Below are 22,785 nucleotides of genomic sequence, written 5' to 3'. Positions count from 1 at the left end.
TGGCTGGGAGAGTCGCCGCCGGGAACCACGGTGGGAGCATGACACCGCATTCGCCTGACTTCAGCCTCAACCGCCCCGGCGTACTGATCGCCGCCCTGCCCGCAGTCCTGGGCTTCGTGCCCGAGAAGTCTCTCGTCTTGGTGACTGTCGATCACGGGGAGATGGGATGCGTTATGCGCGTTGATCTTTCCGGTGAGATGACGGAATCCGTGGAGCACATCGCCGAGGTGGCCGCGAGTGCTCGACCAGACGCGGCGATCGCGGTCATCGTCGATGACGACGGCGCGAACTGCCGGATGTGCAACGACGACTACCGCCACCTGGCCGCCGCTCTGTCGGCGACACTCGCCGAGCACGGTATCGAATTGCTGGCGGCTCACATCGTTGACCGCGTCGCCGCAGGCGGACACTGGCACTGTGCCGACGGCTGCGGGAATGCCGGAACCGTCGAAGACCCGTCCGCATCGCCGTTGGCCGTCGCCGCGGTCCTGGATGGACGCAGGCTCTACGCGCGGCGCGCGGAACTTCAGGAGGTCATCGCAGTGGCGGATCCGGCCCGCTGCGCCGCGCTCGAGGCGTCCATCGGTAGCTGTGATGCCGACCGGTCGGACGCCGATGTGCGACGCGATGTCGAAATGGCCATGGCCGCAGCGGTCAAAATCGCCGACGGTCAGCCGCTGTCCGATGACGCAGCCGCACGGCTGGCGTGTGCCCTGACCGACCCGCTGGTGCGTGACACGCTCTACGCGCTGGCGGTCGGTGAGGCGGCCGGACAGGCCGAAGCGCTGTGGGCGCAGTTGTCCCGCACGCTTCCGGAGCCATGGCGGGTGGAAGCGCTTGTGCTGCTGGCATTCTCGGCATATGCCCGCGGCGATGGGCCGCTGGCAGGAGTGTCGCTGGATGCGGCGCTACGGTGCGACGAGACCCATCGGATGGCGGGCATGCTCGACACGGCCCTGCAATCGGGGATGCGACCGGAGCAGATTCGTGACCTGGCCACGACCGGATACCGGTTGGCCGATCGGCTGGGCGTGCGCTTGCCGGCCCGGCGCGCGTTCGGGCGCCGCGCGGGCTAGACCTTCTCGACCTTCACGGCGTGCGCCATGTGGTGGGGCAGCTCGACCTGCTCGTGGCCTGGGATCACGATCATGACGCCACCATGGTCGTTGGCTTCGACCGTGACGCGCGCGTTAGGCACCACGCCGGCGTCCTTGAGCCGTCCGATCAGCTCGACGTCACCCTGCACGTGCTCGGTCAGTTGTCGCACCACGACAGCCACGGGCATGCCGGCGGGCAGCTCGGTGAGCCGCACCAGGTTGATCTGGTCGGCGCCCGACTCGCTCGAGGCCAGTCCGAGCTCGGCAAGGCCGGGAATCGGATTGCCGAACGGGGACGTGGTGGGGTTGTCGAGCACCCGCACCAAGCGACGCTCGACGTCCTCGCTCATCACGTGCTCCCACCGGCAGGCCTCGGCGTGCACTTCCTCCCACGGCAGCCCGATCACGTCGACCAGGAGCCGCTCGGCGAGCCGGTGCTTGCGCATCACCGCGACGGCCAGGCCGCGGCCCTTGTCGGTGAGCTGGAGATGTCGGTCACCCGCGACGTGGAGCAGCCCGTCGCGCTCCATCCTGGAGACGGTCTGGCTCACGGTCGGACCGCTCTGGTCGAGGCGCTCGGCGATACGCGCACGCAGCGGCACCACGCCCTCTTCCTCGAGGTCGTAGATGGTCCGCAGGTACATCTCGGTGGTATCGACCAGATCGTTCATTTCACAACCCTCCGTCAAGGCCGAGTCTACCGGCCGAGGGGCTTGAACTGCGCCGCTACGCACCCCGACACGTGCGACTGAGAATGCCCGCCGGCGGACCGGCGGGCATTCAGCGAAAACGTTCTCAGCTGGCGTAAGACCGCAACCGATCGGCACGTTCGCCGTTGCGGAGCTTGGCCATCACCTCGCGCTCAATCTGACGGACGCGCTCGCGCGACAGACCGAACAGCTTGCCGATCTGGTCCAGGGTGCGCGGCTGGCCGTCGTCCAGGCCGAACCGCAAGCGGATGACCTGTTGCTCACGTTCGTCGAGCGTGGCCAGCACATGGCGGATGTCGGTGTGCAGCAATTCGGAGATCACCGCGTTCTCGGCCGACATCGCCTCGGCGTCCTCGATGAAGTCGCCCAGCGGCGCTTCCTCGTCGCTACCGACCGGCATGTCCAGGCTCACCGGATCGCGGCTGTGCTCGAGCAGGTCGGTGATCTTCTCCACCGGGATGCCCGACTCTTCGGCGAGCTCCTCGTCGGTCGCCTCGCGGCCCAGATTCTGGTGCATCTCGCGCTTGATCCGGGCTAGCTTGTTGACCTGCTCGACGAGGTGGACCGGAAGCCGGATCGTGCGGCTCTGATCGGCCATGCCGCGGGTGATCGCCTGACGGATCCACCACGTCGCATAGGTCGAGAACTTGAACCCCTTGGCGTAGTCGAACTTCTCCATCGCACGGATCAGGCCGAGGTTGCCCTCCTGGATCAGGTCGAGCAGCGGCATCCCGCGACCGGTGTAGCGCTTGGCTAGCGACACCACCAGACGCAGGTTGGCTTCCAGGAGGTGGCGACGGGCGGCTTCGCCGTCCCGGACGACCGCGCCAAGATCACGTTTGCGGCTCTCGCCCAAGCGCTTACGCGTGGCGAGCAAATGCTGCGCGTAAAGGCCTGCCTCAATGCGCTTTGCGAGCTCAACCTCATCGGCGGCATTGAGCAAGGCCGTTTTGCCAATGCCGTTCAAGTAGACGCGTACGAGGTCGGCGGCTGGACTCTGGGCGTCCAGATCGCCCTCGATGCGGGTAAGGGTGGCATTTGCCATCACGGCCTCCTGATCGGGTCGAACTGTCATGAGCTATAACGCCCATCTGCCCGTAGGAGTTCCCAAGGATCGGGTGATTCACACCTTCTGATCTGCGGTTATTCGATCTTGACCTGAGAATGTGCTGAGAAATGCGCTAGAAAATCCTCAGTCCGCGAAATCGCGTTGCGGATCACCTTCACCCGATTGCCGCGTCGAGTGCGCGCGATAATCCAGTGCCGGCCGCTCCGCTGTCGGGAACAACGGAATTCGGCGCGCGGACTCGTAGCGTCGCGGTTCCTCGGCACGACGCGGCGGCCGATCGTTGGCGATCAGTACTGCGATCCACGGCAGGGGAATCGACGCCACCAGGATCGCCAGGGAGATGAGTCCGTTCTCCCAAATGCCGTACGCCACCGCGGCTGCGATGAGTGCGGGAATGCGCCAGAACATCAACGCCAGGTACTTGCGTACCCGCTCGCGGTGCTGGACTTCGTATGAGGGTGCGGCCTGGGTGATCAGGATCGGTCGGCCGTCATCATCGAAACTCAGCTCTGGGCCGTGTTTCATACCTCCACTGTTCCACACTCGTCGTCTCTTGGACGTGTCGGAATTCTTACAGGCAAAATGGTTGGCATGCAGACCCAGACGATCGAGCGCACCGACACCGACGAACGCGTCGACGACGGCACCGACGGCGACGCCCCCAAGTTCTTTCATTACGTCAAGAAGGACAAGATCGCAGAGAGCGCGGTGATGGGCACGCACGTCGTGGCGCTGTGCGGCGAAGTGTTCCCGGTGACCAAAGCCGCCAAGCCGGGGTCGCCCGTCTGCCCCGAGTGCAAGAAGATCTACGACCAGCTCAAGAAGTAGCGGCGTCGGGGGTCGGGTCCGCCGCCGGCGCTTTGTCGTCGTCCCGCGCGGGCGGTACGCCGCGACCGTTGCGCGCCTCGGCCTTCTGCTTGAGCCACAACCGAACCCGTTTGGCATGGGTTGGGGACGCGGGCCATTCCTCCTGAATCGCGGCGTTCAGTTCGGCGCCCAGCATGATCGCGAAGCCGAGGAAGAAGGCGAACAGCAGGAACGCGATCGGCGTCGCGAGCGCGCCGTAGGTGTAGCCGGTGCTGGTGATCCACGTAAGGTATACCCGCAGCCCCAATGTCGCCCCCAGGAAGACGACAGTCGCCAGGATCGACCCCAGGACAAGCCGATGTGTCGGTAGCGGTTCGGGCAGAGACACCCGATAGAGGATGTTCATCGCCACCACCAGCGTGACGAACAGCAAGGGGTAGTAGCCGAAGGCCAGTGCGTTGTCCCAGCTTTGGGGCAGCTGTTCGGCGATCTTGCGCGGCCCTAGTGCGACGAACGGCGCGGCCGCAATCGCCGCCACGAGCATCACCACGTACAGGCCCAGCGCGAAGAACCGTTGCCGCACCGGATGGCGCAGTGGTGTCTGGTCGTGAGCCTCGACGATGGAGTCGACGAACGACGAGATGGCCGACGAGCCCGCCCACAGCGAGATCACGAAGCCGATCGACACCACTTCACCCCTGGCGCCCCTGACGATGTCGCGCACCGTGGGCTCGATGATTTCGTCCACGACACTGGAGGAGAAGAACCGTTCCGCCGTGCCGACCAGCTGCTCCTGGATGGCAGGCAGCGTTTCCGGGCCGAACAGAGGCGCGATGTACGCCAGACTCCCCAGCATTCCCAACAGCAGCGGCGGCAGCGACAGCGCGCACCAGAACGCCGCCTGCGCTGACTCGGAGAAAATCGAGTCGTCCCAACTCTTCGAGAGTGTGCGCCGGACGATATGCCTGATGTGATGGCGTGATGGCGGAAGGGGTAACGGCTGGGACTGGTCTTTCATGTCCAGACCAGCATTCCTGACGACGGCCCGTCTCGCCTAACCAGGCGGGCCGTCGTGTCGGGGTTATGCCTCGAGCGGGCTCGATTCGAGAACGGCGGCAAGCTCCACCAGCTTGGCCTCGTGCTCGTTGGCGTGATGCTGGCAGAACAGCAGTTCGCCGCCCGACGGGAGCTTCGCCCGTACGCGAGCCGCGGCTCCGCAGCGATCGCAGCGGTCAGCCTTGGTCAATTCCGGGCTAATGAGCGTTGCGGTCATGGCACCTCCATCGGTTCTCGCGTATCTCTACTGTCTCAGACGCTTTCGGTTTCGGCCTTGTTCCCTAGGGCTTTACGGGTGTGTCGTGTCTCACCGTTATGCCGAGTTGCCCACGAGTCAGACCCGCGGTATGACACCCTTGCCGGCTGTGCTGGTCCACATTTGCGGCGCCGAGGATTGGCGGTCGGCTCAGGACCGCGGTGAGCTACGGCCCGACTCGCTGGCCTCACACGGTTTCGTGCATCTGTCCACGCCCGAGCAGGTGCACCTGCCGGCCAACCGGCTCTACACCGGCCGCTCAGACCTCGTACTGCTGCGCATCGACCCTGCACGCCTGTCCTCTCCGATCCGCTGGGAACCCGGTGTGCCGAGCGATCCCGATGCGATGGTGTTCCCACATTTGTACGGTCCACTACCTACCGAAGCTGTGATCAGTGTCACGCGTTACGAGCCGGGTGCCGACGGCGTTTTCGCGCCGCTCGAGCAGTAGAGGCCGAGCGCGGCGGCGGAAGGTCCTAGTCAGCCACGTAGGCGTCGACCTCGATCTCCACGAAGTGTTCGGGCGCGATCAGAGCCGACACCTCGACCATGGTCGCCACCGGCATGACGTCGCCGAATACCTCGGCATGGACTGCGCCGACGTCGTGCCAGCGCGAGATGTCCGTCACGTACATCCGTGTGCGCACCACGTCCGCCAAGGAGGCGCCGGCGTCCTGCAAAGCTATTTCTATGCGCCGCAACGCGTCCCGTGCTTGCGCCGCGACACTGTCACCGGCGCCCGTGGTGCCCGCGACGGCGACGAATGGGCCGGTCCGCACCGCCCGCGAGTATCCGACCGTGGCCTCGTACTCGGAGCCGGAGGAGACATTGCGGCGCGTCATCACACACAAAGTAGTCGCCCCGGTGGCTCAGGCAAGGGTTTACAGTCGGGCCATTGACTGACAACCTAAACTGACCCACCGTGGGCATTCTTCTGGGCTTCGCGCCGTGGATCGTCTATTGGGTCCTGGTCGGCAACGTCCCCTTCCATACCGCGGTATTGGTCGCGTTCGCGATTGCCGTGCTGTCGTTCGTGATCGGCCGGGTGAAGGGATCGGCGGGCCGCACGCTCGAGATAGGCGCCATCGCAACGTTTTTAGTGCTGACGGTGCTGACCTTCACGCTGAGCGAGCAATTCATGCAGCAGTGGATGCAGCCGCTGAGCAACGCAGGCATCTTTCTGGTGGCGCTCGGCAGCATCCTCGCGCACAGGCCGTTCGTCCGTGAATTCGCGGAGGTCGGCCAACCGAAAGAGATCATCGAGACCGACGTCTTCAAACGCATCACGGCGGTGCTGACGTGGATCTGGGTGGCCGCGTTCGCGGGGATGACAGTGTCGTCGGCCATCCCGCCGATCGTGTACGGCGAGGCGACCATCCTGGACACCAAGACACCGCTGTCCTTCGTCTGCTACTGGGTCGTCCCGTTCTCGCTGCTGGGCCTCGCGGCGCTGGCGTCACGGCTACTTCCCGAGCGGATGGCTCCGCCCGACGAGGAGATCGTGCGAAACACCACGTTCGTCGCATTCGCCGAGGCGGAGATCGACCAGTTGATTTACCTCGCGACCGAGCACGCCAACCGTGAGGTAGGTGCGGGCAAGGAGGCGTTCGATATCAGGATCGGCAGCAAGGGCGTGCCGCTCGTCGGCGACGAGACGCGGGAGTCGTGGCCCTCGACGTACAAGGTGCGCGAGAAGAAGCGCTGACGGCGATCAGACCGGAGCGGCCTCCACGATCGACATCATCGGCGTCGCGGTGTCGACGACACGGGTGAGCCGAAACCCGCATCGCGCCAACAGATTCGCGAACTCTGCGCGCGTGCGCTCCCGGCCGCCGGGGGAGACGAGCATCTCCATGTCGAGCACGGCCCCCCAGTTCGAGGTCGCACGCTCTGGCAGCACGAGTTCGAGCAGCAGCAGCCGGCCGTTCGACGCGATCGCGGTGCGGACGTTGCGCAGGATCTTCTCGGAGATCTCGTCATCCCAGTCATGGATGATCGACTTCATCACGTAGGCATCGGCCCCGTCGGGAACCAGGTCCATGAATGAACCCCCCTCGACGGCGCAACGATTCGCGACGCCGGCGGCCTCGAGCACCGGCCCCGCGCCGGCCACGACCGACGGGAGATCGAACAGTACGCCGCGGGCGGTCGGGGCCGAGCGCAGAATGGCGCTGAGCAGGTTGCCGTGACCTCCGCCGATATCGGCGATGAGCTTGAAGCCGGAGAAGTCATACGCCGGGATCACAGTTTCGTTGGCCAACCTCGCCATTGCTGACATGGCGTCGTTGAAGATCGCAGCCTGCTCGGGCGCCTCGTTGAGATGCTCGAAATACGACTTGCCGTAGAGCTTTTCAGGTGAGGGTCGACCCGTCTGCACCGAATGCAGCAGCTCGCCCCATTCAGCCCAGTGCTCCGGAGATCCGATGAACAGGACCATCGACCGCAGGGAATTGGGTGCATCGGCGCGCAATGCTTCGCCCATGGCGGCCAACTCGAACCGGCCATCGGAGAGTTGGCGGAACACATCCCGGCCGGCGAGCATGCGCATCAAGCGGAACACCGAGTCCGGGTGCCCGCCCACTTTGGCGGCGACCTCGTCGGCCGACTTGGGGCCGTTCGCGAGCTCGTCGGCGATGCCGAGTTTGGCGGCTACGTAGAGGGCCTGGGACACCCAGGCCCCCTGCGCCGTCTCGAGCAACGCGATGTAGCCGGGCACCATCGCGCGGTTGACCTTCTGCAGCGTGGTGCGGGCGGACTCGATGATGCGGACGACGCGGGCGGGTGGGACTGTTGCGGGCTTCTCAGGCACGGAGCAAAAGACTACCGGTCGATAGTGCCGCTTCATTCTTTGCCGCATGCACGGATTCATTCGCGGATTAGCTCCGTGGATACGGTTACTGGCTCGAAAAGGTTCGGTACGCTTCCGCCGTGCCGGAAATTCGCGTCCGTGAAGCAGCCGAACTCCTGGGGGTCAGCGACGACACCGTGCGCCGCTGGATCGATGACGGCGCCTTGACCGCTCACCTCGATGCGTCGGGTCGCAAAGCGATCGACGGGGCCGCGTTGGCCGCATTCGCCAGGACGAAGGCGAGTGTGGCGCCCAAGGACCCGCTGAGCGTCGCGAGTTCGGCGCGCAACCGCTTCGCCGGACTGGTGACAAAGGTCGTCACGGACACCGTCATGGCTCAGGTCGAGATGCAGTGCGGACCGTTCACCATCGTCTCGTTGATGAGCACGGACGCCGTAAGGGAACTGCAGCTCGAGCCGGGCAGTGTGGCCGTTGCGGTCGTGAAGGCAACCACCGTGGTCGTGGAGACGTCTGGGGGCCAATGATGAAGCAGTCCAAGGTGTTTGCATCGGCGGCGACTTTGGCGTTGGTGTTGTCGGCGTGCGGATCTGGCGACGAGCCGGAGGACAGCCAAACGATCATGGTGTTCGCGGCGGCCTCATTGAAGTCGGCGTTCACCGAGATCGGTGAGCAGTTCAACGCCGACAATCCGGGGACGACGGTGGAGTTCTCGTTCGCGGGCTCCTCGGATCTGGTCACCCAGCTGACACAGGGCGCACAGGCTGACGTCTTCGCGTCCGCCGACACCCAGAACATGGGCAAGGCGACTCAGGCTGGACTGCTGGACGGCGAACCGGTTAACTTCGCATCCAACACGTTGACGATCGCGGTTGCACCGGGAAATCCGAAGCGGATCATGTCATTTCGGGATCTGACGAAGCCCGGACTCGCCGTGGTGGTGTGCGCGCCGCAGGTGCCGTGCGGCTCGGCGGCCCAGCGGGTCGAGGACGCCGCCGGGGTAGATATCACACCAGTGAGCGAGGAAACGTCGGTCAGCGACGTGCTCAACAAGGTGACGACGGGCCAGGCCGATGCCGGTCTGGTGTACGTCACCGACGCGACGGGCGCGGGGGACAAGGTCACTGCCGTGCCGTTTCCAGAATCCGCCGATGCCGTGAACACCTATCCGATCGCCGCGCTCAAGTCCTCCGAACACCGGGAACTGGCCCGCAAGTTCATCGACGCCGTCACGGGTGAGGCCGGTCAGACGACGCTGACTGCTGCCGGCTTCGCCAAACCCTGACCTAGTTGCCTATGTTCCCGAGGTGCCGCCGCCGGCGTGCGGCGGCCGGAAGTAGGGCTACAGGGGGGTAAACCCCCATCAACTTGGAGGTCAGCCTCGTGTTGTCGCGTGGCGGCACTACGTACTTTGAAGGCATGGCTGACATGAATACCGACCGCGAGGTAATCGAGGGCGCCCTGGCGCTCATCGAGGCTGACGGTGGGTGGACCCAGGGCACCTACTGCCGCGACGCCGAGGGTAACCAGGTGCGCCCCTCAGTCGACTCGCCGGGCGACTGGGTGCGGGTGCGCACCCAGCACGTCGGCGCGGGAGGCTACCGGGAACGCACCGAGCCCGTCGCCGCCCCATGCAGCTTCTGCCTAGGAGGGGCGCTACGTACCGCGGCTGGCTACTGGCACAGTGGGCAGCCTTACGCGGCGCAAATGCAGGTCGATCGGCTCGAGTTACTACTGGTGCGGCTCGCCAACTCCGCCAACGCAATGGACTGGCCGAACCTGGACGCCTTCAACGATGACGTGCACACGACCGCGGCCGACGCGGTGCTCATGCTGAAGCGCGCCGCCGCCCACGTCGACGCCTAGGTGCACGAGCGGCCATAAGGCATCCACTGGCTGCGCTGTGCGTGTCCGACAAACCTGCGGTTCGCTAGTGGTACGGAGTTTCAGTCGAGGTAGTCGCGCACTAGCGCCCACTGGGCCGTGTGCTTGGGCTGGGAAAACAGCGGTGACAGGGGAGCGGTGTGCACGCCAATACCTTGGACTAGCAGCAGCGGCCCCTTCGACCCAGCCGCATCAATCGTCGTCATCGCACACCAGCTCGCCAGCCCAGGCCTCGCGGCCCTCATGAATCGCGAAAGCGGCTATGACGAACCCGGCCACCGGATCGAGCCAGGCGGCGCCTGTCAGTTCGAACAGCCCGACGCCCAGAAGCGTCGAAATGCTAAGCAAGACACATATTCTCGTCTGGGCAGCGTCCGCAAGAATTAGGTTGTCCTGCAGCCGGTTGCCCACCCGCTTCTTCGCTGCCGCCAAGATAGGCATGATGATGATCGACGCAACCAGCAGGCCAATGCTGACCAACGACCGCTCGGGCTCCTCGCCGTTGACCAAGCTGCGGATGCCCTCGACGGTCACGTAGGCAGCTAGCAGGAAGAACGTGGAGGCAACCAGCTTGAGCACCAGGCGCTCCTTGCGTTCGTCGGCGTGCCCGTGGCGCAGCCGCGCGGCCAGCCGCATGCCCACCAGCACGGCGGCGATTGACTCGATGCCGGAGTCGATGCCGAAGCCCACAACCGACACCAGTCCGGCAAGTAGTCCGGCAGTGATGGCGACAGCCCCTTCGATGACGTTGTAGCCCACGGTGAACTGCGCAAGCCGCAGGCCCCGGCGGGTAAGCCGTTCCACCTCAGCTGCGGGGAGGGTCTCGGTGCTCATTTGGCGGTGGTTCCTGTTCCGTAGTTGGGGCACAACGCCACGGCGTTGCCAGTGGCAGCGAGCAGGGTTTCGGCCGACGCCAGAAGGTCGAGCAGTTCCGGTCGGGTCAGGGAGTAGAACACCTGCCTGCCCTCTGGGCGGCCCGTGACTAACCCGCAGTTCCGCAAGCACGCGACATGCGCTGAGACCGTCGACTGGGCGAGGCCCAGTTCGGCGTTCATATCCGCAACGCGCGCTTCGCCCTGTGCCAGGCGGCGCACGATGGCTAGCCGGGCCCCGTCAGAGAGGCTGTGGAACAGGGCAACTGCTGCGTCCGTGCCCAGACCGCCGCGCTGTGGTGTGGCGGTATTGCCCTCGCGATTGATCGTCATTGGACGATGATATCTGTTAAGGGCGATGTTAGGAAGAGAGCTTCTCGTCGTTTTCGGTAGCCAGGGTGGCGTGCTTTAGCCCGTGAGATCGTCGGGACTGCCGTTGAGTTCGCGCAATGCGTCGAGCACCGCCGGGTCCTGCTTGGTGTCGCGCCGAGGCTTGCCGGTTGGTCGCGGCCGATCCGCGTGCACCGCCCGGTCCCATGCCTCCTCGGCGCTGACCTCCCGCTGCTCCTCGGCGCGCATGGCCCGCCGCAAGGCGTCGTCCTCGGCGTCGTCCTGCTCAGCGGCAGCAGCAGTGGTGGTGGGCAGCACCCCGGCGGACAGTTGCGCCGCCGCGAACGTGTCCTCATCGAACGCCTCGCACGGGCACTCGGCGTCAACGCACTTGCCGGTGTTCTCGCCGTCGTCGGTGTTCCAGTGGAAGCCCTGCACGTGGCCGCAGGTGCAGGGGTGGCTCGCGGACAGCACGATGTCGAAGACCTTGGAGTCGATCTGCCGCTGTCGCTTGTGGTAGCTCGCCCAGGGGCTGCGTTTCGGCATCTGCCTGGCTCTCGTCGCGTGGGTACCGCCCGTCGTGGGCGCGCGGTCCAACCTGGCGCTACACCGCCACCATCATCGTGCCTCGTGAGCGGGCGAAATCGGCGGTGCCGCGCCGCAACTGCCCAGCGCGCTTTGCGCTAGGAATTGAAGTGCTGCAGCAGCGCGGCTAGACAGAAAACAGCAACCACGAGTTAGGACAACTTGATGAAGCGCACCCAACCAGACCCCACCTGCAAGGACATGGTGGGGCCAGCACCGCGCCAGAGGTGGGCGAAGGCCGACACCCTGGTGGTGGCCGAGTGGCTGGCCGCCCACGACTGGCAGCCCCTCGACACGGCCACGTGCACCCGTCTGGGTCAGCAGCTGGGCCGCACCGTCAAAGCCGTGCACGCCAAGGGGCAGGCACTGCGCACCCTGCACCCCAACTACGACCGGCCGCCGATGAACACCAGCCCACTGGACGCCGAAGTCGTGGACCAGGTTCTGCACCGTCGTTAGCTGACAACCTCTGGCTGCATGCCGCTACCGGCCAGCGCCGTCACGCGACGCAGCGCCTGCGCGCCCAACAGGTCACCATCGCACGCAGCCCGGTACGCGGCAGCGAAGACAGCCGTCGCGGTGGCCGGGTCCACCCCGGCGGCCAGCTGCCGCCGCACCGCCTTCACCACACCGCGCAGAGAAAGGCCCAGGCCGGGCTGCGCCGCCATTGCGCGGTAGCTGTGGCCCGCGAGGTACAGCCGCAGCAGCTGCGCATCACGCGCCGCCCGCGCGGCGTCGTCGTAGAGCCTCGGCACCCCTGCCCTCCCTCGTACACACCCCGAACCGGCCACGCGCCGGGTGTTCACTTACGCGGTGAACGCTTCTCGCCACGACTGACCCGGTTGCCACGACGATTCGCGCAGATCACAGCTGATCTAGGCCCCGCTTGGAACCGGGTGGCGCCGTGCCGCAGCGCCATTCGCGCGTTCACTTTGCGCCGGGGGTAGAAAACCCGATCCGGGAGGCTCGGGCGCTGGGCGGCTGGCGAACTTTCGTGGGGGCTATGCCCGGGGCCGGTGCTGCGGGCCGCTGTCGTGCGGTCGCTGTGGTCACCGCTGCCGCTCGTTCGGGTGCTGCCTGGTGTGGTTGGCCGTGCTGCGCGGCCCGGTTGGCTCGGCACTGTAGGGGCCTACGGTTCGGCCAGTGTGGGCCGCACAGCACGGTGTCGGGGTGGCTGCGATGCGCGCCGTCGGCCTGGACCCTGCACCCACTCCCACGCTTACCCAGTTGGACGTGCGCTGGCGGCCCGTAATGCGTCCCGTACACGTTCGTGGGTCGGCAGGTCCAAGCGGCACGCATCCCCGCTGGGCGGGGCAGAGTCTGGCCGCATCACATCGACGCCGTTGACGAGCACGGTGGGTGACGGGTAGTGCCCCACGCGGTCGATGATGGGCGCTTGGATGCCGAGCGCGCCGAGGCAGTGTTCGATAACCGACCTGGCCTGCTCGGCGTTCGGGCAGCCTGGTGAGGTCAGCAGTTCGACGCGCATGAGTCTCATCGTCCGCCATCGCGAGTCCTACCGCCACGGCAAGCTCATTACTCGACAGCACCGCTGACGATGGCCGGTTGGACCAGCGTCACGCCCCACTGGTGGCGGGTGCGCAGCACGCGGCGCCGCACCATGTCGAGCACCTGGTCCTGGCTCACCCGCATGCGCCGGGCGCAGTCCTCGACGGTTAGCCACTCGCCGGTGCCGTCGTCGTCCCACGGGCTGGCCGTCACTGCTGTGCCCGCAGCCACTTACGCCCGGCAGCCAGGGCGGCCTGCTCCGTCTTGTTGGTGCGCTGCGCCTGGTGCACGGCGCCCCACGGTGCGCGCCACGTCCAGCGCCACCGGCCGGTACCAGTCGGCACCGCCGTCAGGCCGTCATCGGTGGGCATGGCTACGCCGTCAGGTCAACTACCGCGAACGCCGAAGGCCGCAGCACCCCGATGCCGAAGCGGCCCTCACCACGGGCGATGAACTGGTTGTGCGTGAACAGGTCGCCGGACATGTCGAGCAGCACGTTGACCTGCTCGCGCACGTACAGCTGCACCTGCTGCCAGTCGCCCAGCAGCGCCGTGCCTGCCGGGATGCTTGGGCTGATGACGCGCTGGATCTCGGGGCCGCCGAATACGTTGCCGCCGGGTGCGCCGCTGAACGCGTTGGGCAGCAGGTAGCCGCCGTTCGCTCCCCAGCGCGAAAGGTCTACAGCCTCAGCGTCGCTGGGGTGCAGCACCACCGCGTTGGGCGTCTCGCCTGCTGTCTGCATGGTGGTGAGTGCCTTGCGCAGCGTGGTGGGCGCATCGGTGGCGAAGGCGACCGGCACGGTGCCCGCGACGGACAGGACGCCGGCCACGTTCTCCCCCGTGCCGTCACCGCGGATGATCTGGCGCTCCAGCGCGTCCAGCACGCCCTCGGCCATCTCGCTGGCCAGCCACACCTGCAGGCCCTCGACGTCCTGCAGCAGCCTGATGGGTGCTGGCTCGGACAGGTGGGCGATGACGCGGGCACGGTCCTGCACCGCCTCGGTGGTGAGCACGCTGGTGGGCTTGAGTGCGTTGTCGGGCACCGGCGCGGCGTTGTTGATGCGCACTGTCTGCCGGAAGTACTCGAAGGCGTTGCCCTCCAGCTGCTTGCGGTTGACCAGCAGGTCGATGAGCCGGGTGGGCCGGGCGAGCGGCGTGACGTTGGGCTCGACCAGGCGCGGCACGTCGACCGCACCGCTGACGAGCGCGCGGCCCTCACCGCCCATGGCGTGCACCGCCTGGGCGGCGCGCTGCGCCCACGCCTGCGCCTCGGTTGCGCCAGCGCCGCCATCGGCGCCCGATGCCTGGCGCACGCGCTGCGTGTCGGGGTCGAGCTTGCCGCTGCGCTCCAGTTCGGCGCGCTGCTCAGCGATCAGGCCGTCCAGTTCGGCGATGTGGCCGGTGCGCTGCCGGAACTCGGTCGTCTCCTCGACGGTGAGTTCGTCGCGGCCTTCGGCTTCGACCTTGTCGAGGATGGCCTCCCGCTTGGCGGCGGCCTGTTCGCGCAGCTGCTCCAAGCGGGCCAGCTGCTCCTGCAATCCAGCCATGTGGCTGTCTCCTTCGGGTAAGGCGTGCGCGACCGAATCACGTTGCCGCGCAACGTATGTAGACGATGGGTCGCAGGCTGCCTTTACCCGTGCCGAGCCACTCGGGCCTGCTGCCGCCGCCTTTACCCGTGCCGAGCCACTCAGCGGCGAAGTGTCGCAGCCGCCGCTTTACCCGTGCCGAGCCACTCACGGCGAACTGCTGGTGTCGGATCGTACGCCCGCCCGCCGACAAGCGTCCAGCAGCGGCGTTGGCGCGGCGCGTCGCTGTAAGTGCCCAGCGCGCTTCACAATTCACGCATCGGGTGGGCTGCTGATCTCCTTCCAGGTAGGCAGGCCCCGCAGGTCGGGCGGCGCCTTGCCCTCGCGGTCCCGCCGGTTCTCCTCAGCCGCAATGATCTGGAAGCGCGCTTCCTCGTTGGCCCGCACCCACACGCGCCGGTCGAACTCGTCCACCAAAGCCTCGACCAGCTGGCGGCACCAGGCGGCCAGGCCGGGCGTGGGCGAGCAGCACCAGCGGGACTGCCCGAAGTGGTCACGCAACACGACTAGCTCGCCGACCCGCAACGTGTCCAGGCCGGGCGGCTGTAGGTCGGCGCGGTCGTCCAGGCCCATGGGCCGGTCGATGCGCCAGCACCAGCCGTCAGCCCACGCGGCGGCGGTGCGGGCGGTGGGCAGCTGGGCCAGCATGCTGAACTCGGCGGCCAGTTGGTGCAGCGCCTCGGCGGGCAGCTGTTGCAGGCCCGGCACCGGTTCGTCAGTCATGGTTCTCCTTGGTGGGTTGGGCCAGGGTGGTGCTCGCATAACCACCGCCGGGACTGGTAGCGATGATCGTGTGGCCGACGCTGGTGTCGTCGCGGCAGTGCGCGGCGGCGGCGCGGGCTTGGGCCTCGGTGGCGTAGAACGAGATGTCTGACCGGGTGGTGTAGCTGCGTTTGACGCTGCAGATAAGCGCTACGGGGCCGGAAGCAGCTGCCGCATACCCGCATTCGTCGTGCGTGTCCTCCGGTGGTGGCGGCGCAACGTCGTTGGTGGCCATCAGCCGTCCTGATCCTCCTGCGGCACAGCGCGCTTGGCGGCCTCGGCGCGGCGTTGGGCTGCCGCCGCCGTTTCTGGTTCCGGGGCTGCTGAGGCGCGCATGATGTGCGCGACGAGCGCGGCCCAGTCGGTGTTCGGCACCCACTGCTTGCCGGTCAGCCGTACGCTCAGGTGCAGCAGCTGGCAGGCATTGCGCAGGTACCGCGCGTCGATGCGGAAGTCGTCGTCACGGCGACCGTTGTCGCAAGCCCGGTGGACCAGCCGCCACGGCACCGGGGCCGGGCCGCGCCGTACGTCTACGCCGGGGTTGTCCCGCCGCCACGCCAGCAGGGCCTTGCCGCGCATGAAGGCCGCGCGGTGGTTGGCGGTGGCGTAACCGTCTCCCGAAATCTCCTGCCAGCACTGCTGACACAACAGCAGCAGCCCAGCCCCATCGACGGGCCACGGTGCGGGCTGCGGCTTCCTGGGCCTGGCCACCTCGATGCGGGCACGGTGGCGCGCATCGGGGCCATGATGGCGCCGGATGGTGCACGGCTGGCCCGGCTGCGCACCGCACGTCGGGACAGGGCAGGCAACCTGCAGTGCTGCTGCCACTTCCCGTCTGCGGTGACCGCCGGCCAGACCGGTGCTGCCACCCTCGGGCTGCTCCGCTGGGCCGCCAGCGTTGACGCTCACCGCTTGCCCCGCCGGGCTGCCCGCTGCTGGCGCCGCACGAACGCCCGGCCCTCCTGGCGCGCCGCCGCTTCCGTGTCGTGCGAGAACAGGCCGATCACGCTGGCAGCGTGCGGGCTGGTCCACAGGAACCGCCACTTGCCCGTGCCAGGATTTTGCTCTGTGTCCAGGCCCAGCTGGTCGTCACGTGCGGTCATCGGTGATCCCTCTCTGTCGGCGTCGATTTCGGCATCCAGTTCGGCCGTGCGGCGCGCTATGGCGGCGGTCCGCAGCAGTGCGTCACGGCGCTCGGCCATGGCCGGTGTGGTCAGCCGCTCGTTGCGGCGCACCAGGCGGCACTCCGCGCAGCGGGTGGTCTTGTTATCGCGACGCAGCCGCGTGCTGCAGTCCCGGCAGCGCCTCATGGCGTTAGCTCACAGCTGCGTGGCTCAGGCGGCAGGCCGCACCGTGTCTCCGCGCGCGCGGTCTGGCGGTTGCGTGCTCGACTTGCGTTGTGGTCAACCACCCACACGAAGCAACCACCAGGTTTACGGCCAACGTGAACTCCGACGAAGGAGGAGTTTGCGTTGGGTAGGTCTCTTACCTTGGTTTGTTTCCTTTGTTGCACCAACGGTGGTGCAGGGGGGCTGCACCACCGTTGGTGCAGGCCTCCACCCCATGACCCTGCACCCCAAGTGGTGCAGGCCGCCTGCACCACTTCGGTGCAGCCTTCGCAGCCACTCATGGGGCGTCACCCTGAACCGTTTCGGTGCAGGCGCCCTGCACCGTATTGGTGCACCCCTTGCAGTGGGCGGGCAACACAATTGGCGCCGCCCACATGGTCCATTCCTCTTCGCTGAATCGCCGCGCGTCCGCGTGGAAGATGTACTCCTGGCACAGCCGACCGCCGCCGTCGCGGCGGTGCTCGCGGATCACCAGGCGGCGCGCCTTCACCAGGCGCTCCAAGGCGGCGCGGACGCGGCGCCGGTTCTCACCCCAGCCAAGTTGGTGGCTCATCTCTACTGCCGACGTTTCCCAGCCATTGGCGTGCGACAGCAGCAGCACCATGACCGCCAGCCCCTCGGCCTTGATCTCGGGTACGCCGTGTCGGATCAATTCGTCGGGCACCAGGGTGCAGCCGCGAGTCGGCCTGCCACCTAGGCGCCGTATCGGGTTGCGCTGCAGCTGCGAGCCCGTGGACCGCCGGGCGGCAGGTGGTTGTGTCACCCGGCGCCACCGCCTGTGCGCAAGTGCGCTGGTGGCTGCTTTCGCGGCGGGCGCTCACCGACGACCACACTCAGCCAGTGCCTGGCCCAGGTGTCCGCAGCGGCGGTCACCGGGCACCGCCTGCCTTGCGCTGGCGGCGGGCTTTGGCGCTGGCGTAGGCCATGCTGATCATCTGCGCGCGGCGGGCGTTCTCCACCAGCTTGCCGCGCAACTCAGGCGACAGCTCCCGCTTGGGGTCTACCTGGTTTTCGAGCTTGCGCAGCTGCGCGCCGCGCGCCGCTGCGGTGGCCGCCGTCCGGTTGGTGGTGCGAGACCAGCGTGAGTGCGCTGCGATCTGTGCGCGGGCGCGCCGCTGTTCGGCGGGTAGCCCCGTCTTGGCCTCCAGCGGGTCGCCTGGCGGCGTCATTTCTGGTGTGCCGGTTGACACTTGGCCCTCCTAGGGGTTGGCCAAAGACAAAGGGCCAGTCAGGTCTCCCTGCTGGCCCCGTGTCGTTGACGGCCCCTTGTGGGCTGGCGTTGCGCATGACGCGGTCTTGGCGGTTGGCGGTATGTAGTTGTGCTGGCAGGCACAGGCTAGTACACGGTGCGGGCGGCGACTGGTGAGAAGCATTGCGCCACAGGCGATGCCAAGCGCGCTGGGCGTGGTTCAGCTGCGGCTTAGCGCAGCGGCACCAGCTAAAACTGGGGGTAGGTACACCGCGTGTTGAGTGGCTACAGGTCGCCCAGGCCGAGGCTGCGGGCTTCCGCTGCCGCGCGCTCGGCGGCGGTGCTGCGGGTGTACCGGTCGATCATGTCGCGGGTGGTCCACCCCGCCACGGCCATCAGACCGCCCTCGCTGCCACCGGCGGCCAGCCACCGCGATGCGGCGGTGTGGCGTAGCAGATGGGGGTGGAAGCTCACCAGGCCCGCCTTGGCCGCCCGGTCGCGCAGCGCCGCGTGCAACCCGTAGTAGCTGAACCCCTTCTGCCGCTCGCCCAGCCACAAGTCGGCGGTGTCGGCCCGCAGGTGGGCGCGGCGCAGTCGCATGTAGCGGTCGATGGCCCGCGCCGTCTGTGCGCCGAAGGGCACCAGGCGACCCTTGCCGCCCTTGCCGCGCACCACCATCGCCACCCCGCGCACCAAGTCGATGTCGTCGAGGCGCAGCGCCACCGCCTCACCGGCCCGCATGCCCGTCTCGACCATCAGCCGCACCAGCGCCTCGTCGCGCCGGTCGCGCAACTCCTTGCCCGCGCACGCCTTGACGAGGGCGCGCACCTGCTCGTCGTCCAAGCTCTGCGTCACCTTCGTGTCCAGCTTGGGTGCCTTCAACCCCAGCAGCGGGTCGCTGTCGATCTCGCCCTCCTCCTCAAGCCATGCGGAGAAGCGGCGCAGTGAGAGCTGCCGCGCTCGCGCCGTTGCCGGTTCAGCACCCTGCTCCAACAGGTGTGCCACGAAGGCGCGGACCAGCGGCTTGGTCAGCTCGGGCACCTGGCCCTCGGCATCACACCAGGCGAGGAACTGGTTGACGCCAGCCAGGTAGCTCTTGATGGTCTCGCGGCTTTTGCGGTCGCTGCGCAGTGCCAGCTCCCAGCTGGCCACCAGTGGCTGCAAGTCGGGTGGCGGCGGGGGAGTGCGCTTAGCGGCCACAGGGCACCGCCAGGCGGGTGTGGGCAGGTACGGGGCAGCTACTTGGCATGCCCAATACCTTAACTGGCAGCTGTGTGCTAAGCGGCGAACTGCGCGTTTTCGCTGGTAAAGACCCGAAACGGGCGTGTTGCCTAGTCCAGGTAGTCGCGCAGCACCTGAGAGCGGCTGGGGTGGCGCAACTTCGACATCGTCTTGGACTCGATCTGGCGGATGCGCTCACGCGTGACGCCGTAGACCTGACCGATCTCGTCGAGGGTGCGCGGCTGGCCGTCGGTCAGGCCGAACCGCAACCGAACCACACCCGCTTCGCGTTCCGACAGCGTCTCCAGCACCGACTGCAGCTGATCCTGTAGCAGCGTGAAGCTCACCGCGTCGACCGCGACCACGGCCTCGGAGTCCTCGATGAAGTCGCCCAGCTGCGAATCGCCCTCATCACCGATGGTCTGGTCCAGCGAGATCGGCTCACGCGCGTACTGCTGGATCTCCAGCACCTTCTCCGGCGTGATGTCCATTTCCTTGGCCAGCTCTTCGGGAGTGGGCTCGCGGCCCAGGTCCTGAAGCAGCTCTCGCTGGATGCGGCCGAGCTTGTTGATCACCTCGACCATGTGCACCGGGATGCGGATGGTGCGGGCCTGGTCGGCCATCGCGCGGGTGATCGCCTGCCGGATCCACCATGTCGCGTACGTCGAGAATTTGTAGCCCTTGGTGTAGTCGAACTTCTCGACCGCACGGATCAGACCGAGGTTGCCCTCCTGGATGAGGTCCAGGAACGCCATACCGCGACCGGTGTAGCGCTTGGCCAGCGACACGACCAGACGCAGGTTCGCTTTCAGCAGATGGTTTTTCGCGCGGTCGCCGTCACGGCAGATCCACGCCATGTCGCGCCGCTGCGCGGCGGGCAGCTTTTCGCCCTTGTCGGCGAGTTCAGCCATCAGCTGGGTGGCGTACAGGCCGGCCTCGATGCGCTTGGCGAGCTCGACCTCTTCCTCGGCGTTGAGCAGTGCCACCTTGCCGATCTGCTTCAGGTAGGCGCGCACCGAGTCCGCAGATGCCGTCAGCTCGGCGTCCTTGCGGGCCTGCCGCAGAGCCTCGGATTCCTCTTCGTCCCAGACGAAGTCGCCCGACGCCTTGTCCTTTTCGCTCGGCTCGGCGATCTCCTCGTCGTCGGTCGCGGGGGCTGCCACCGCGACCTTGGGTGCAGGCTTGGCGGCCGCGCCTTCCTCGGCCTCAGCCGCGACGGGCTCGTCGTCGTCGACTTCTAGGTCTTCCAGATCGACGTCCTCTACTTCGAGGTCACCGTCGGGCTCCACCTCGACGTCGTCGGTCTCGAGCTCTTCGACCTCGCCGTCGACCTTCGTCGCATCCGCCTCGGGCGACGTGGCCTTCTTGGCCCGGCCGCGGGTCGCCGGCGCGCCGTCGGTCTTGGCTTTGGCGGCCCGCTTGGCGGGCGCGGCCTTGGCCGCAGCCTTGGTGGGCTTGGTCGCGGTGGTCGCCTTGGCGGTGGTCGCCTTGGCGGCGGTCGTGGCCTTGGTCGCCTTCGCGGCCGGAGTCTTGGCGGCCCGCTTGGCTGGTGCCGAACCGTTGGCGGTCTTCGCCGCCGGGGCCTTCTTGGCCGGGGTCTTGGTAGCGGTGCGCTTCACCGGCTGATCGATTGCCGGGCTTGCCTTAGTCGCTGCCACGTCACCCTTTCGTCGTACTTCGTTCCGGTGGGCAGTGCGGATCCCAACGCAGGCTGGGGTCATGCGCCATCGAAAAATGTCGGCTGTCGAGTATCGGCGGTTTGATCTCGCCGCTATCCGGGCTACGGCCGCCGTCGTCCATTGTAACGACAGTGTGTGCCACTGCCGCCTTGAGCGGCAAATTCGATGGTTTCGGCGTGGCTACTTGCCGGTAGCTGTGACGTCGACCGCAGCGGCCATCGCGGCGCCGACGATGCCTGCGGTGTTCTGCAGCGCTGCCGCCACCACCGGCGTGCGATTCTGCAGCAGCGGAATCCATTTGTCGGCTTTCCGGCTGATGCCGCCGCCGGCGATGAACAGGTCCGGCCAGATTGCGTTTTCGATCGCTACCAGGACCTTTGTCACCTCTTGGGTCCAGCGCTCGTAGCTCCAATCCTTCTTTTCCTTGACCGAGGACGCCGCGCGATGCTCGGCCTCCTTGCCCCCGACCTCGAGGTGACCGAACTCCGTATTGGGCAGCAGTACGCCGTTGTGAATCACGGCCGAGCCGATGCCGGTGCCGAAGGTGAGCAGCACGATGACGCCGGTGTTGTCCCGGCCCGCGCCAAACCTCTCTTCGGCCAGCCCGGCCGCGTCGGCATCGTTGAGCACGGTCACCTGCTGGCCGCCGAGTGCCTTGCTGTAGAACTCGCTGGCATTGCTGCCTATCCAGCCCTTGTCCACATTGGCGGCGGTGCGCACGATGCCGTCGGTCACGACACCCGGATAGGTGACCCCGACTTTCTCGGTCCAACCGAACTCGCGGACTACGGCGGCGACGGTCTTGCTGACCGCTTCGGGGGTGGCCGGTTGCGGGGTCTCGAGCTTGAAGCGGTCTCCGATCAGCAGACCGGTGTCGAGGTCGACGATGCCGCCCTTGACGCCGCTTCCGCCGACATCGATGCCGAACCCGCGCCGTTGGCCCGCGCCGGTGGCCGCCGCTTCTGCGGCTGAATCGTTGGCTGTCATCGGCGCTCCTCTGGATCGGCCCGGCACTGCGATGCGCCACACACCTTAGTGGCTTGGTAAAACTCATGGGCGATCCCTTGATAACGCGCCGGCCCAGTCGCGCAACCGGATAGCGAACAGGGTCCCCGCGTGTTGCCGGACTGTGTTGCGATGTGCGGGTGGTCGAAAACGACACCCCGGCGGGCCGGGAATCCTTGACCGATCCCGTTCTGCTGCGCTCGGTAGCCGAGCAACTGGCCACCGAGGCGGCCGCGTTCGTGCGTGCGCGCCGCGCCGAGGTTTTCGGCGATCAGAGCACCGGTTCACCGGTGCAGGCCAAGAGCACGCCGACCGACCCGGTCACTGTTGTCGACACCGAAACCGAGGCGCTGCTGCGCGACAGGCTGGCGGTCCTGCGTCCGGGGGAACCCGTGATGGGTGAGGAGCAGGGCGGAACGAACGACGGACGGTTGACGTGGGTGCTCGACCCGATCGATGGCACCGTGAACTTCGTGTACGGCCTCGAGGCATACGCGGTCTCGGTCGGCGTCCAACGCGGCGGAGCATCGGTGGCCGGGGCGGTCGTGAATGTCGCCACCGGCGCGCTGTACTCCGCTGCCGTGGGTCACGGCGCCGGCCTGCAACACGGGGGAACGACGACGCGGCTTCGGGCCAGCGCCGCCAACGAACTGTCGATGTCGTTGGTGGGCACCGGGTTTTCGTATGCCTCTGAGAAGCGGACAAGGCAGGCCGAAGTCCTCACCGCGGTGCTGCCCGCCGTCCGCGACATCCGTCGTTTCGGGTCGTGCGCGCTCGATCTCTGCATGGTGGCGGCCGGCAGTCTGGATGCCTACTACGAAGACGGCGTGCATGTGTGGGACTGGGCCGCGGCCGCGTTGATCGCCGCAGAGGCGGGGGCGACGCTGCGGCTGCCGGCCAGCGACGGCACACCCGGCCTGATCATCGCGTGCGCACCAGGCATCTCCGACGAGCTTGCGGCTGTGCTGTACCGGGCGGGTGCGGTTTAGCTTTACCCAAACCCGTTGAGCGCCG

General features: G+C 67.2%; 33 protein-coding genes. 9 read left to right on the top strand and 24 right to left on the bottom strand.

What is annotated here, in order from left to right:
* The first annotated feature begins 38 nt into the window (after nt 1–38).
* A complete protein-coding gene (locus tag G6N36_RS07470) occupies nt 39–1,076 on the top strand; it encodes a DUF4192 domain-containing protein (RefSeq protein ID WP_163685929.1) in 1,038 nt (345 codons plus the stop codon).
* Here the strand turns inward: G6N36_RS07470 and G6N36_RS07465 are convergent.
* From G6N36_RS07465 to G6N36_RS07455, 3 genes are all read right to left on the bottom strand, one after another.
* Entirely contained in the window at nt 1,073–1,768 is a 696-nt protein-coding gene (locus G6N36_RS07465) for an iron-dependent transcriptional repressor DtxR (protein ID WP_163685928.1), read from the bottom strand. The two genes, G6N36_RS07470 and G6N36_RS07465, sit on opposite strands and share 4 nt — an antisense overlap.
* Before the next feature lie 124 nt (nt 1,769–1,892).
* Nucleotides 1,893–2,852: a sigma-70 family RNA polymerase sigma factor gene (locus G6N36_RS07460; RefSeq protein WP_163685927.1), complete on the bottom strand. Its 960-nt coding sequence runs from the start codon at nt 2,850–2,852 to the stop codon at nt 1,893–1,895.
* Between the two features lie 147 nt (nt 2,853–2,999).
* Nucleotides 3,000–3,401, bottom strand: coding sequence for a DUF3099 domain-containing protein (locus G6N36_RS07455; protein WP_179964737.1), 402 nt, complete (start codon nt 3,399–3,401; stop codon nt 3,000–3,002).
* Between the two features lie 66 nt (nt 3,402–3,467).
* Here G6N36_RS07455 and G6N36_RS07450 point away from each other — a divergent pair, with 66 nt between their 5' ends.
* Nucleotides 3,468–3,704 (top strand): DUF3039 domain-containing protein, encoded by a 237-nt coding sequence (locus G6N36_RS07450; protein WP_163685926.1) that lies wholly within the window; start codon nt 3,468–3,470, stop codon nt 3,702–3,704.
* Here G6N36_RS07450 and G6N36_RS07445 read toward each other — a convergent pair.
* Together G6N36_RS07445 and G6N36_RS07440 are read right to left on the bottom strand one after the other, a co-directional pair.
* The gene (locus G6N36_RS07445) at nt 3,694–4,701 is read right to left on the bottom strand and encodes a YihY/virulence factor BrkB family protein (protein WP_235689988.1); all 1,008 of its coding nucleotides are present in this window, start codon (nt 4,699–4,701) and stop codon (nt 3,694–3,696) included. The two genes, G6N36_RS07450 and G6N36_RS07445, sit on opposite strands and share 11 nt — an antisense overlap.
* Before the next feature lie 63 nt (nt 4,702–4,764).
* Nucleotides 4,765–4,956 carry a DUF7455 domain-containing protein gene (locus G6N36_RS07440; protein ID WP_083123673.1) on the bottom strand — a complete coding sequence of 64 codons (192 nt, stop codon included), beginning with the start codon at nt 4,954–4,956 and terminating at the stop codon, nt 4,765–4,767.
* A gap of 130 nt (nt 4,957–5,086) precedes the next feature.
* On the opposite strand from G6N36_RS07440, the gene G6N36_RS07435 reads away from it, so the two are divergent.
* Entirely contained in the window at nt 5,087–5,446 is a 360-nt protein-coding gene (locus G6N36_RS07435) for a DUF952 domain-containing protein (RefSeq protein ID WP_163685925.1), read from the top strand.
* A gap of 25 nt (nt 5,447–5,471) precedes the next feature.
* Here G6N36_RS07435 and G6N36_RS07430 read toward each other — a convergent pair whose 3' ends face one another.
* Complete coding sequence (locus G6N36_RS07430) at nt 5,472–5,837, bottom strand: RidA family protein (protein ID WP_163685924.1); 366 nt, start codon at nt 5,835–5,837, stop codon at nt 5,472–5,474.
* A gap of 80 nt (nt 5,838–5,917) precedes the next feature.
* On the opposite strand from G6N36_RS07430, the gene G6N36_RS07425 reads away from it, so the two are divergent.
* Nucleotides 5,918–6,700, top strand: coding sequence for a hypothetical protein (locus G6N36_RS07425; protein WP_163685922.1), 783 nt, complete (start codon nt 5,918–5,920; stop codon nt 6,698–6,700).
* A 6-nt stretch (nt 6,701–6,706) separates the two neighbouring features.
* On the opposite strand, the gene G6N36_RS07420 is transcribed toward G6N36_RS07425, so the two are convergent.
* Entirely contained in the window at nt 6,707–7,840 is a 1,134-nt protein-coding gene (locus G6N36_RS07420) for a methyltransferase (RefSeq protein ID WP_163690526.1), read from the bottom strand.
* Nucleotides 7,841–7,923: 83 nt separating this feature from the next.
* On the opposite strand from G6N36_RS07420, the gene G6N36_RS07415 reads away from it, so the two are divergent.
* The 3 genes from G6N36_RS07415 (at nt 7,924) to G6N36_RS07405 (ending at nt 9,667) form a co-directional block, all read left to right on the top strand.
* Nucleotides 7,924–8,328, top strand: coding sequence for a TOBE domain-containing protein (locus G6N36_RS07415; protein WP_163685921.1), 405 nt, complete (start codon nt 7,924–7,926; stop codon nt 8,326–8,328).
* Entirely contained in the window at nt 8,328–9,086 is a 759-nt protein-coding gene (gene modA / locus G6N36_RS07410; protein ID WP_163685919.1) for a molybdate ABC transporter substrate-binding protein, read from the top strand. Before G6N36_RS07415 ends, modA begins: the two co-directional genes overlap by 1 nt.
* 134 nt (nt 9,087–9,220) lie before the next feature.
* The gene (locus G6N36_RS07405; RefSeq protein WP_163685918.1) at nt 9,221–9,667 is read left to right on the top strand and encodes a DUF6197 family protein; all 447 of its coding nucleotides are present in this window, start codon (nt 9,221–9,223) and stop codon (nt 9,665–9,667) included.
* Between the two features lie 210 nt (nt 9,668–9,877).
* Here the strand turns inward: G6N36_RS07405 and G6N36_RS07400 are convergent, their stop codons facing one another.
* The 3 genes from G6N36_RS07400 to G6N36_RS07390 all read right to left on the bottom strand — a co-directional run bounded on the left by G6N36_RS07400 (nt 9,878) and on the right by G6N36_RS07390 (nt 11,433).
* Nucleotides 9,878–10,519: a cation diffusion facilitator family transporter gene (locus G6N36_RS07400; RefSeq protein WP_163685916.1), complete on the bottom strand. Its 642-nt coding sequence runs from the start codon at nt 10,517–10,519 to the stop codon at nt 9,878–9,880.
* Complete coding sequence (locus tag G6N36_RS07395; protein WP_163685914.1) at nt 10,516–10,890, bottom strand: ArsR/SmtB family transcription factor; 375 nt, start codon at nt 10,888–10,890, stop codon at nt 10,516–10,518. Before G6N36_RS07395 ends, G6N36_RS07400 begins: the two co-directional genes overlap by 4 nt.
* 75 nt (nt 10,891–10,965) lie before the next feature.
* Complete coding sequence (locus G6N36_RS07390) at nt 10,966–11,433, bottom strand: hypothetical protein (protein ID WP_163685912.1); 468 nt, start codon at nt 11,431–11,433, stop codon at nt 10,966–10,968.
* 204 nt (nt 11,434–11,637) lie between these two features.
* Between G6N36_RS07390 and G6N36_RS07385 the strand changes: the two genes are divergently transcribed.
* Nucleotides 11,638–11,931: a hypothetical protein gene (locus tag G6N36_RS07385; RefSeq protein WP_163685910.1), complete on the top strand. Its 294-nt coding sequence runs from the start codon at nt 11,638–11,640 to the stop codon at nt 11,929–11,931.
* Here G6N36_RS07385 and G6N36_RS07380 read toward each other — a convergent pair.
* The 14 genes from G6N36_RS07380 to ppgK all read right to left on the bottom strand — a co-directional run bounded on the left by G6N36_RS07380 (nt 11,928) and on the right by ppgK (nt 21,753).
* Entirely contained in the window at nt 11,928–12,227 is a 300-nt protein-coding gene (locus G6N36_RS07380) for a hypothetical protein (RefSeq protein ID WP_163685909.1), read from the bottom strand. The genes G6N36_RS07385 and G6N36_RS07380 overlap by 4 nt on opposite strands.
* A gap of 464 nt (nt 12,228–12,691) precedes the next feature.
* Nucleotides 12,692–12,961, bottom strand: a complete 270-nt coding sequence (locus G6N36_RS07375) for an alkylmercury lyase (RefSeq protein WP_163685907.1) — start codon at nt 12,959–12,961, stop codon at nt 12,692–12,694.
* Between the two features lie 47 nt (nt 12,962–13,008).
* Entirely contained in the window at nt 13,009–13,194 is a 186-nt protein-coding gene (locus G6N36_RS07370; RefSeq protein ID WP_163685905.1) for a hypothetical protein, read from the bottom strand.
* Entirely contained in the window at nt 13,191–13,352 is a 162-nt protein-coding gene (locus G6N36_RS07365) for a hypothetical protein (RefSeq protein ID WP_163685903.1), read from the bottom strand. The genes G6N36_RS07370 and G6N36_RS07365 overlap by 4 nt, the downstream gene beginning before the upstream one ends.
* Nucleotides 13,353–13,354: 2 nt before the next feature.
* Nucleotides 13,355–14,527, bottom strand: a complete 1,173-nt coding sequence (locus tag G6N36_RS07360; protein ID WP_163685902.1) for a phage major capsid protein — start codon at nt 14,525–14,527, stop codon at nt 13,355–13,357.
* A gap of 291 nt (nt 14,528–14,818) precedes the next feature.
* Nucleotides 14,819–15,289 carry a hypothetical protein gene (locus tag G6N36_RS07355; protein WP_163685900.1) on the bottom strand — a complete coding sequence of 157 codons (471 nt, stop codon included), beginning with the start codon at nt 15,287–15,289 and terminating at the stop codon, nt 14,819–14,821.
* The gene (locus G6N36_RS07350; RefSeq protein ID WP_163685898.1) at nt 15,282–15,563 is read right to left on the bottom strand and encodes a hypothetical protein; all 282 of its coding nucleotides are present in this window, start codon (nt 15,561–15,563) and stop codon (nt 15,282–15,284) included. Before G6N36_RS07350 ends, G6N36_RS07355 begins: the two co-directional genes overlap by 8 nt.
* Entirely contained in the window at nt 15,563–16,237 is a 675-nt protein-coding gene (locus G6N36_RS07345; RefSeq protein WP_163685896.1) for a zinc finger domain-containing protein, read from the bottom strand. Before G6N36_RS07345 ends, G6N36_RS07350 begins: the two co-directional genes overlap by 1 nt.
* Complete coding sequence (locus G6N36_RS07340) at nt 16,234–16,638, bottom strand: hypothetical protein (protein WP_163685895.1); 405 nt, start codon at nt 16,636–16,638, stop codon at nt 16,234–16,236. The genes G6N36_RS07345 and G6N36_RS07340 overlap by 4 nt, the downstream gene beginning before the upstream one ends.
* A 316-nt stretch (nt 16,639–16,954) precedes the next feature.
* Nucleotides 16,955–17,440 (bottom strand): hypothetical protein, encoded by a 486-nt coding sequence (locus tag G6N36_RS07335; protein ID WP_163685893.1) that lies wholly within the window; start codon nt 17,438–17,440, stop codon nt 16,955–16,957.
* Between the two features lie 106 nt (nt 17,441–17,546).
* On the bottom strand, nt 17,547–17,867 hold the full coding sequence (locus G6N36_RS07330; RefSeq protein WP_163685891.1) for a hypothetical protein: 321 nt from the start codon (nt 17,865–17,867) through the stop codon (nt 17,547–17,549).
* 284 nt (nt 17,868–18,151) lie between these two features.
* The gene (locus G6N36_RS07325; RefSeq protein WP_197746604.1) at nt 18,152–19,066 is read right to left on the bottom strand and encodes a tyrosine-type recombinase/integrase; all 915 of its coding nucleotides are present in this window, start codon (nt 19,064–19,066) and stop codon (nt 18,152–18,154) included.
* A 131-nt stretch (nt 19,067–19,197) separates the two neighbouring features.
* Nucleotides 19,198–20,808, bottom strand: a complete 1,611-nt coding sequence (locus tag G6N36_RS07320) for an RNA polymerase sigma factor (protein ID WP_264000889.1) — start codon at nt 20,806–20,808, stop codon at nt 19,198–19,200.
* 138 nt (nt 20,809–20,946) lie between these two features.
* Entirely contained in the window at nt 20,947–21,753 is an 807-nt protein-coding gene (gene ppgK / locus G6N36_RS07315; protein ID WP_163685889.1) for a polyphosphate--glucose phosphotransferase, read from the bottom strand.
* Nucleotides 21,754–21,911: 158 nt separating this feature from the next.
* Between ppgK and G6N36_RS07310 the strand changes: the two genes are divergently transcribed.
* Nucleotides 21,912–22,760, top strand: coding sequence for an inositol monophosphatase family protein (locus G6N36_RS07310; RefSeq protein WP_308205904.1), 849 nt, complete (start codon nt 21,912–21,914; stop codon nt 22,758–22,760).
* Nucleotides 22,761–22,785: the final 25 nt, after the last annotated feature.

Origin of the sequence: Mycolicibacterium gadium, assembly GCF_010728925.1 — a bacterium.
GTDB lineage: Bacteria > Actinomycetota > Actinomycetes > Mycobacteriales > Mycobacteriaceae > Mycobacterium > Mycobacterium gadium.
The sequence above is the reverse complement of the archived record's forward strand: the minus strand, read 5'-3'. Positions and strand labels throughout refer to the sequence as shown.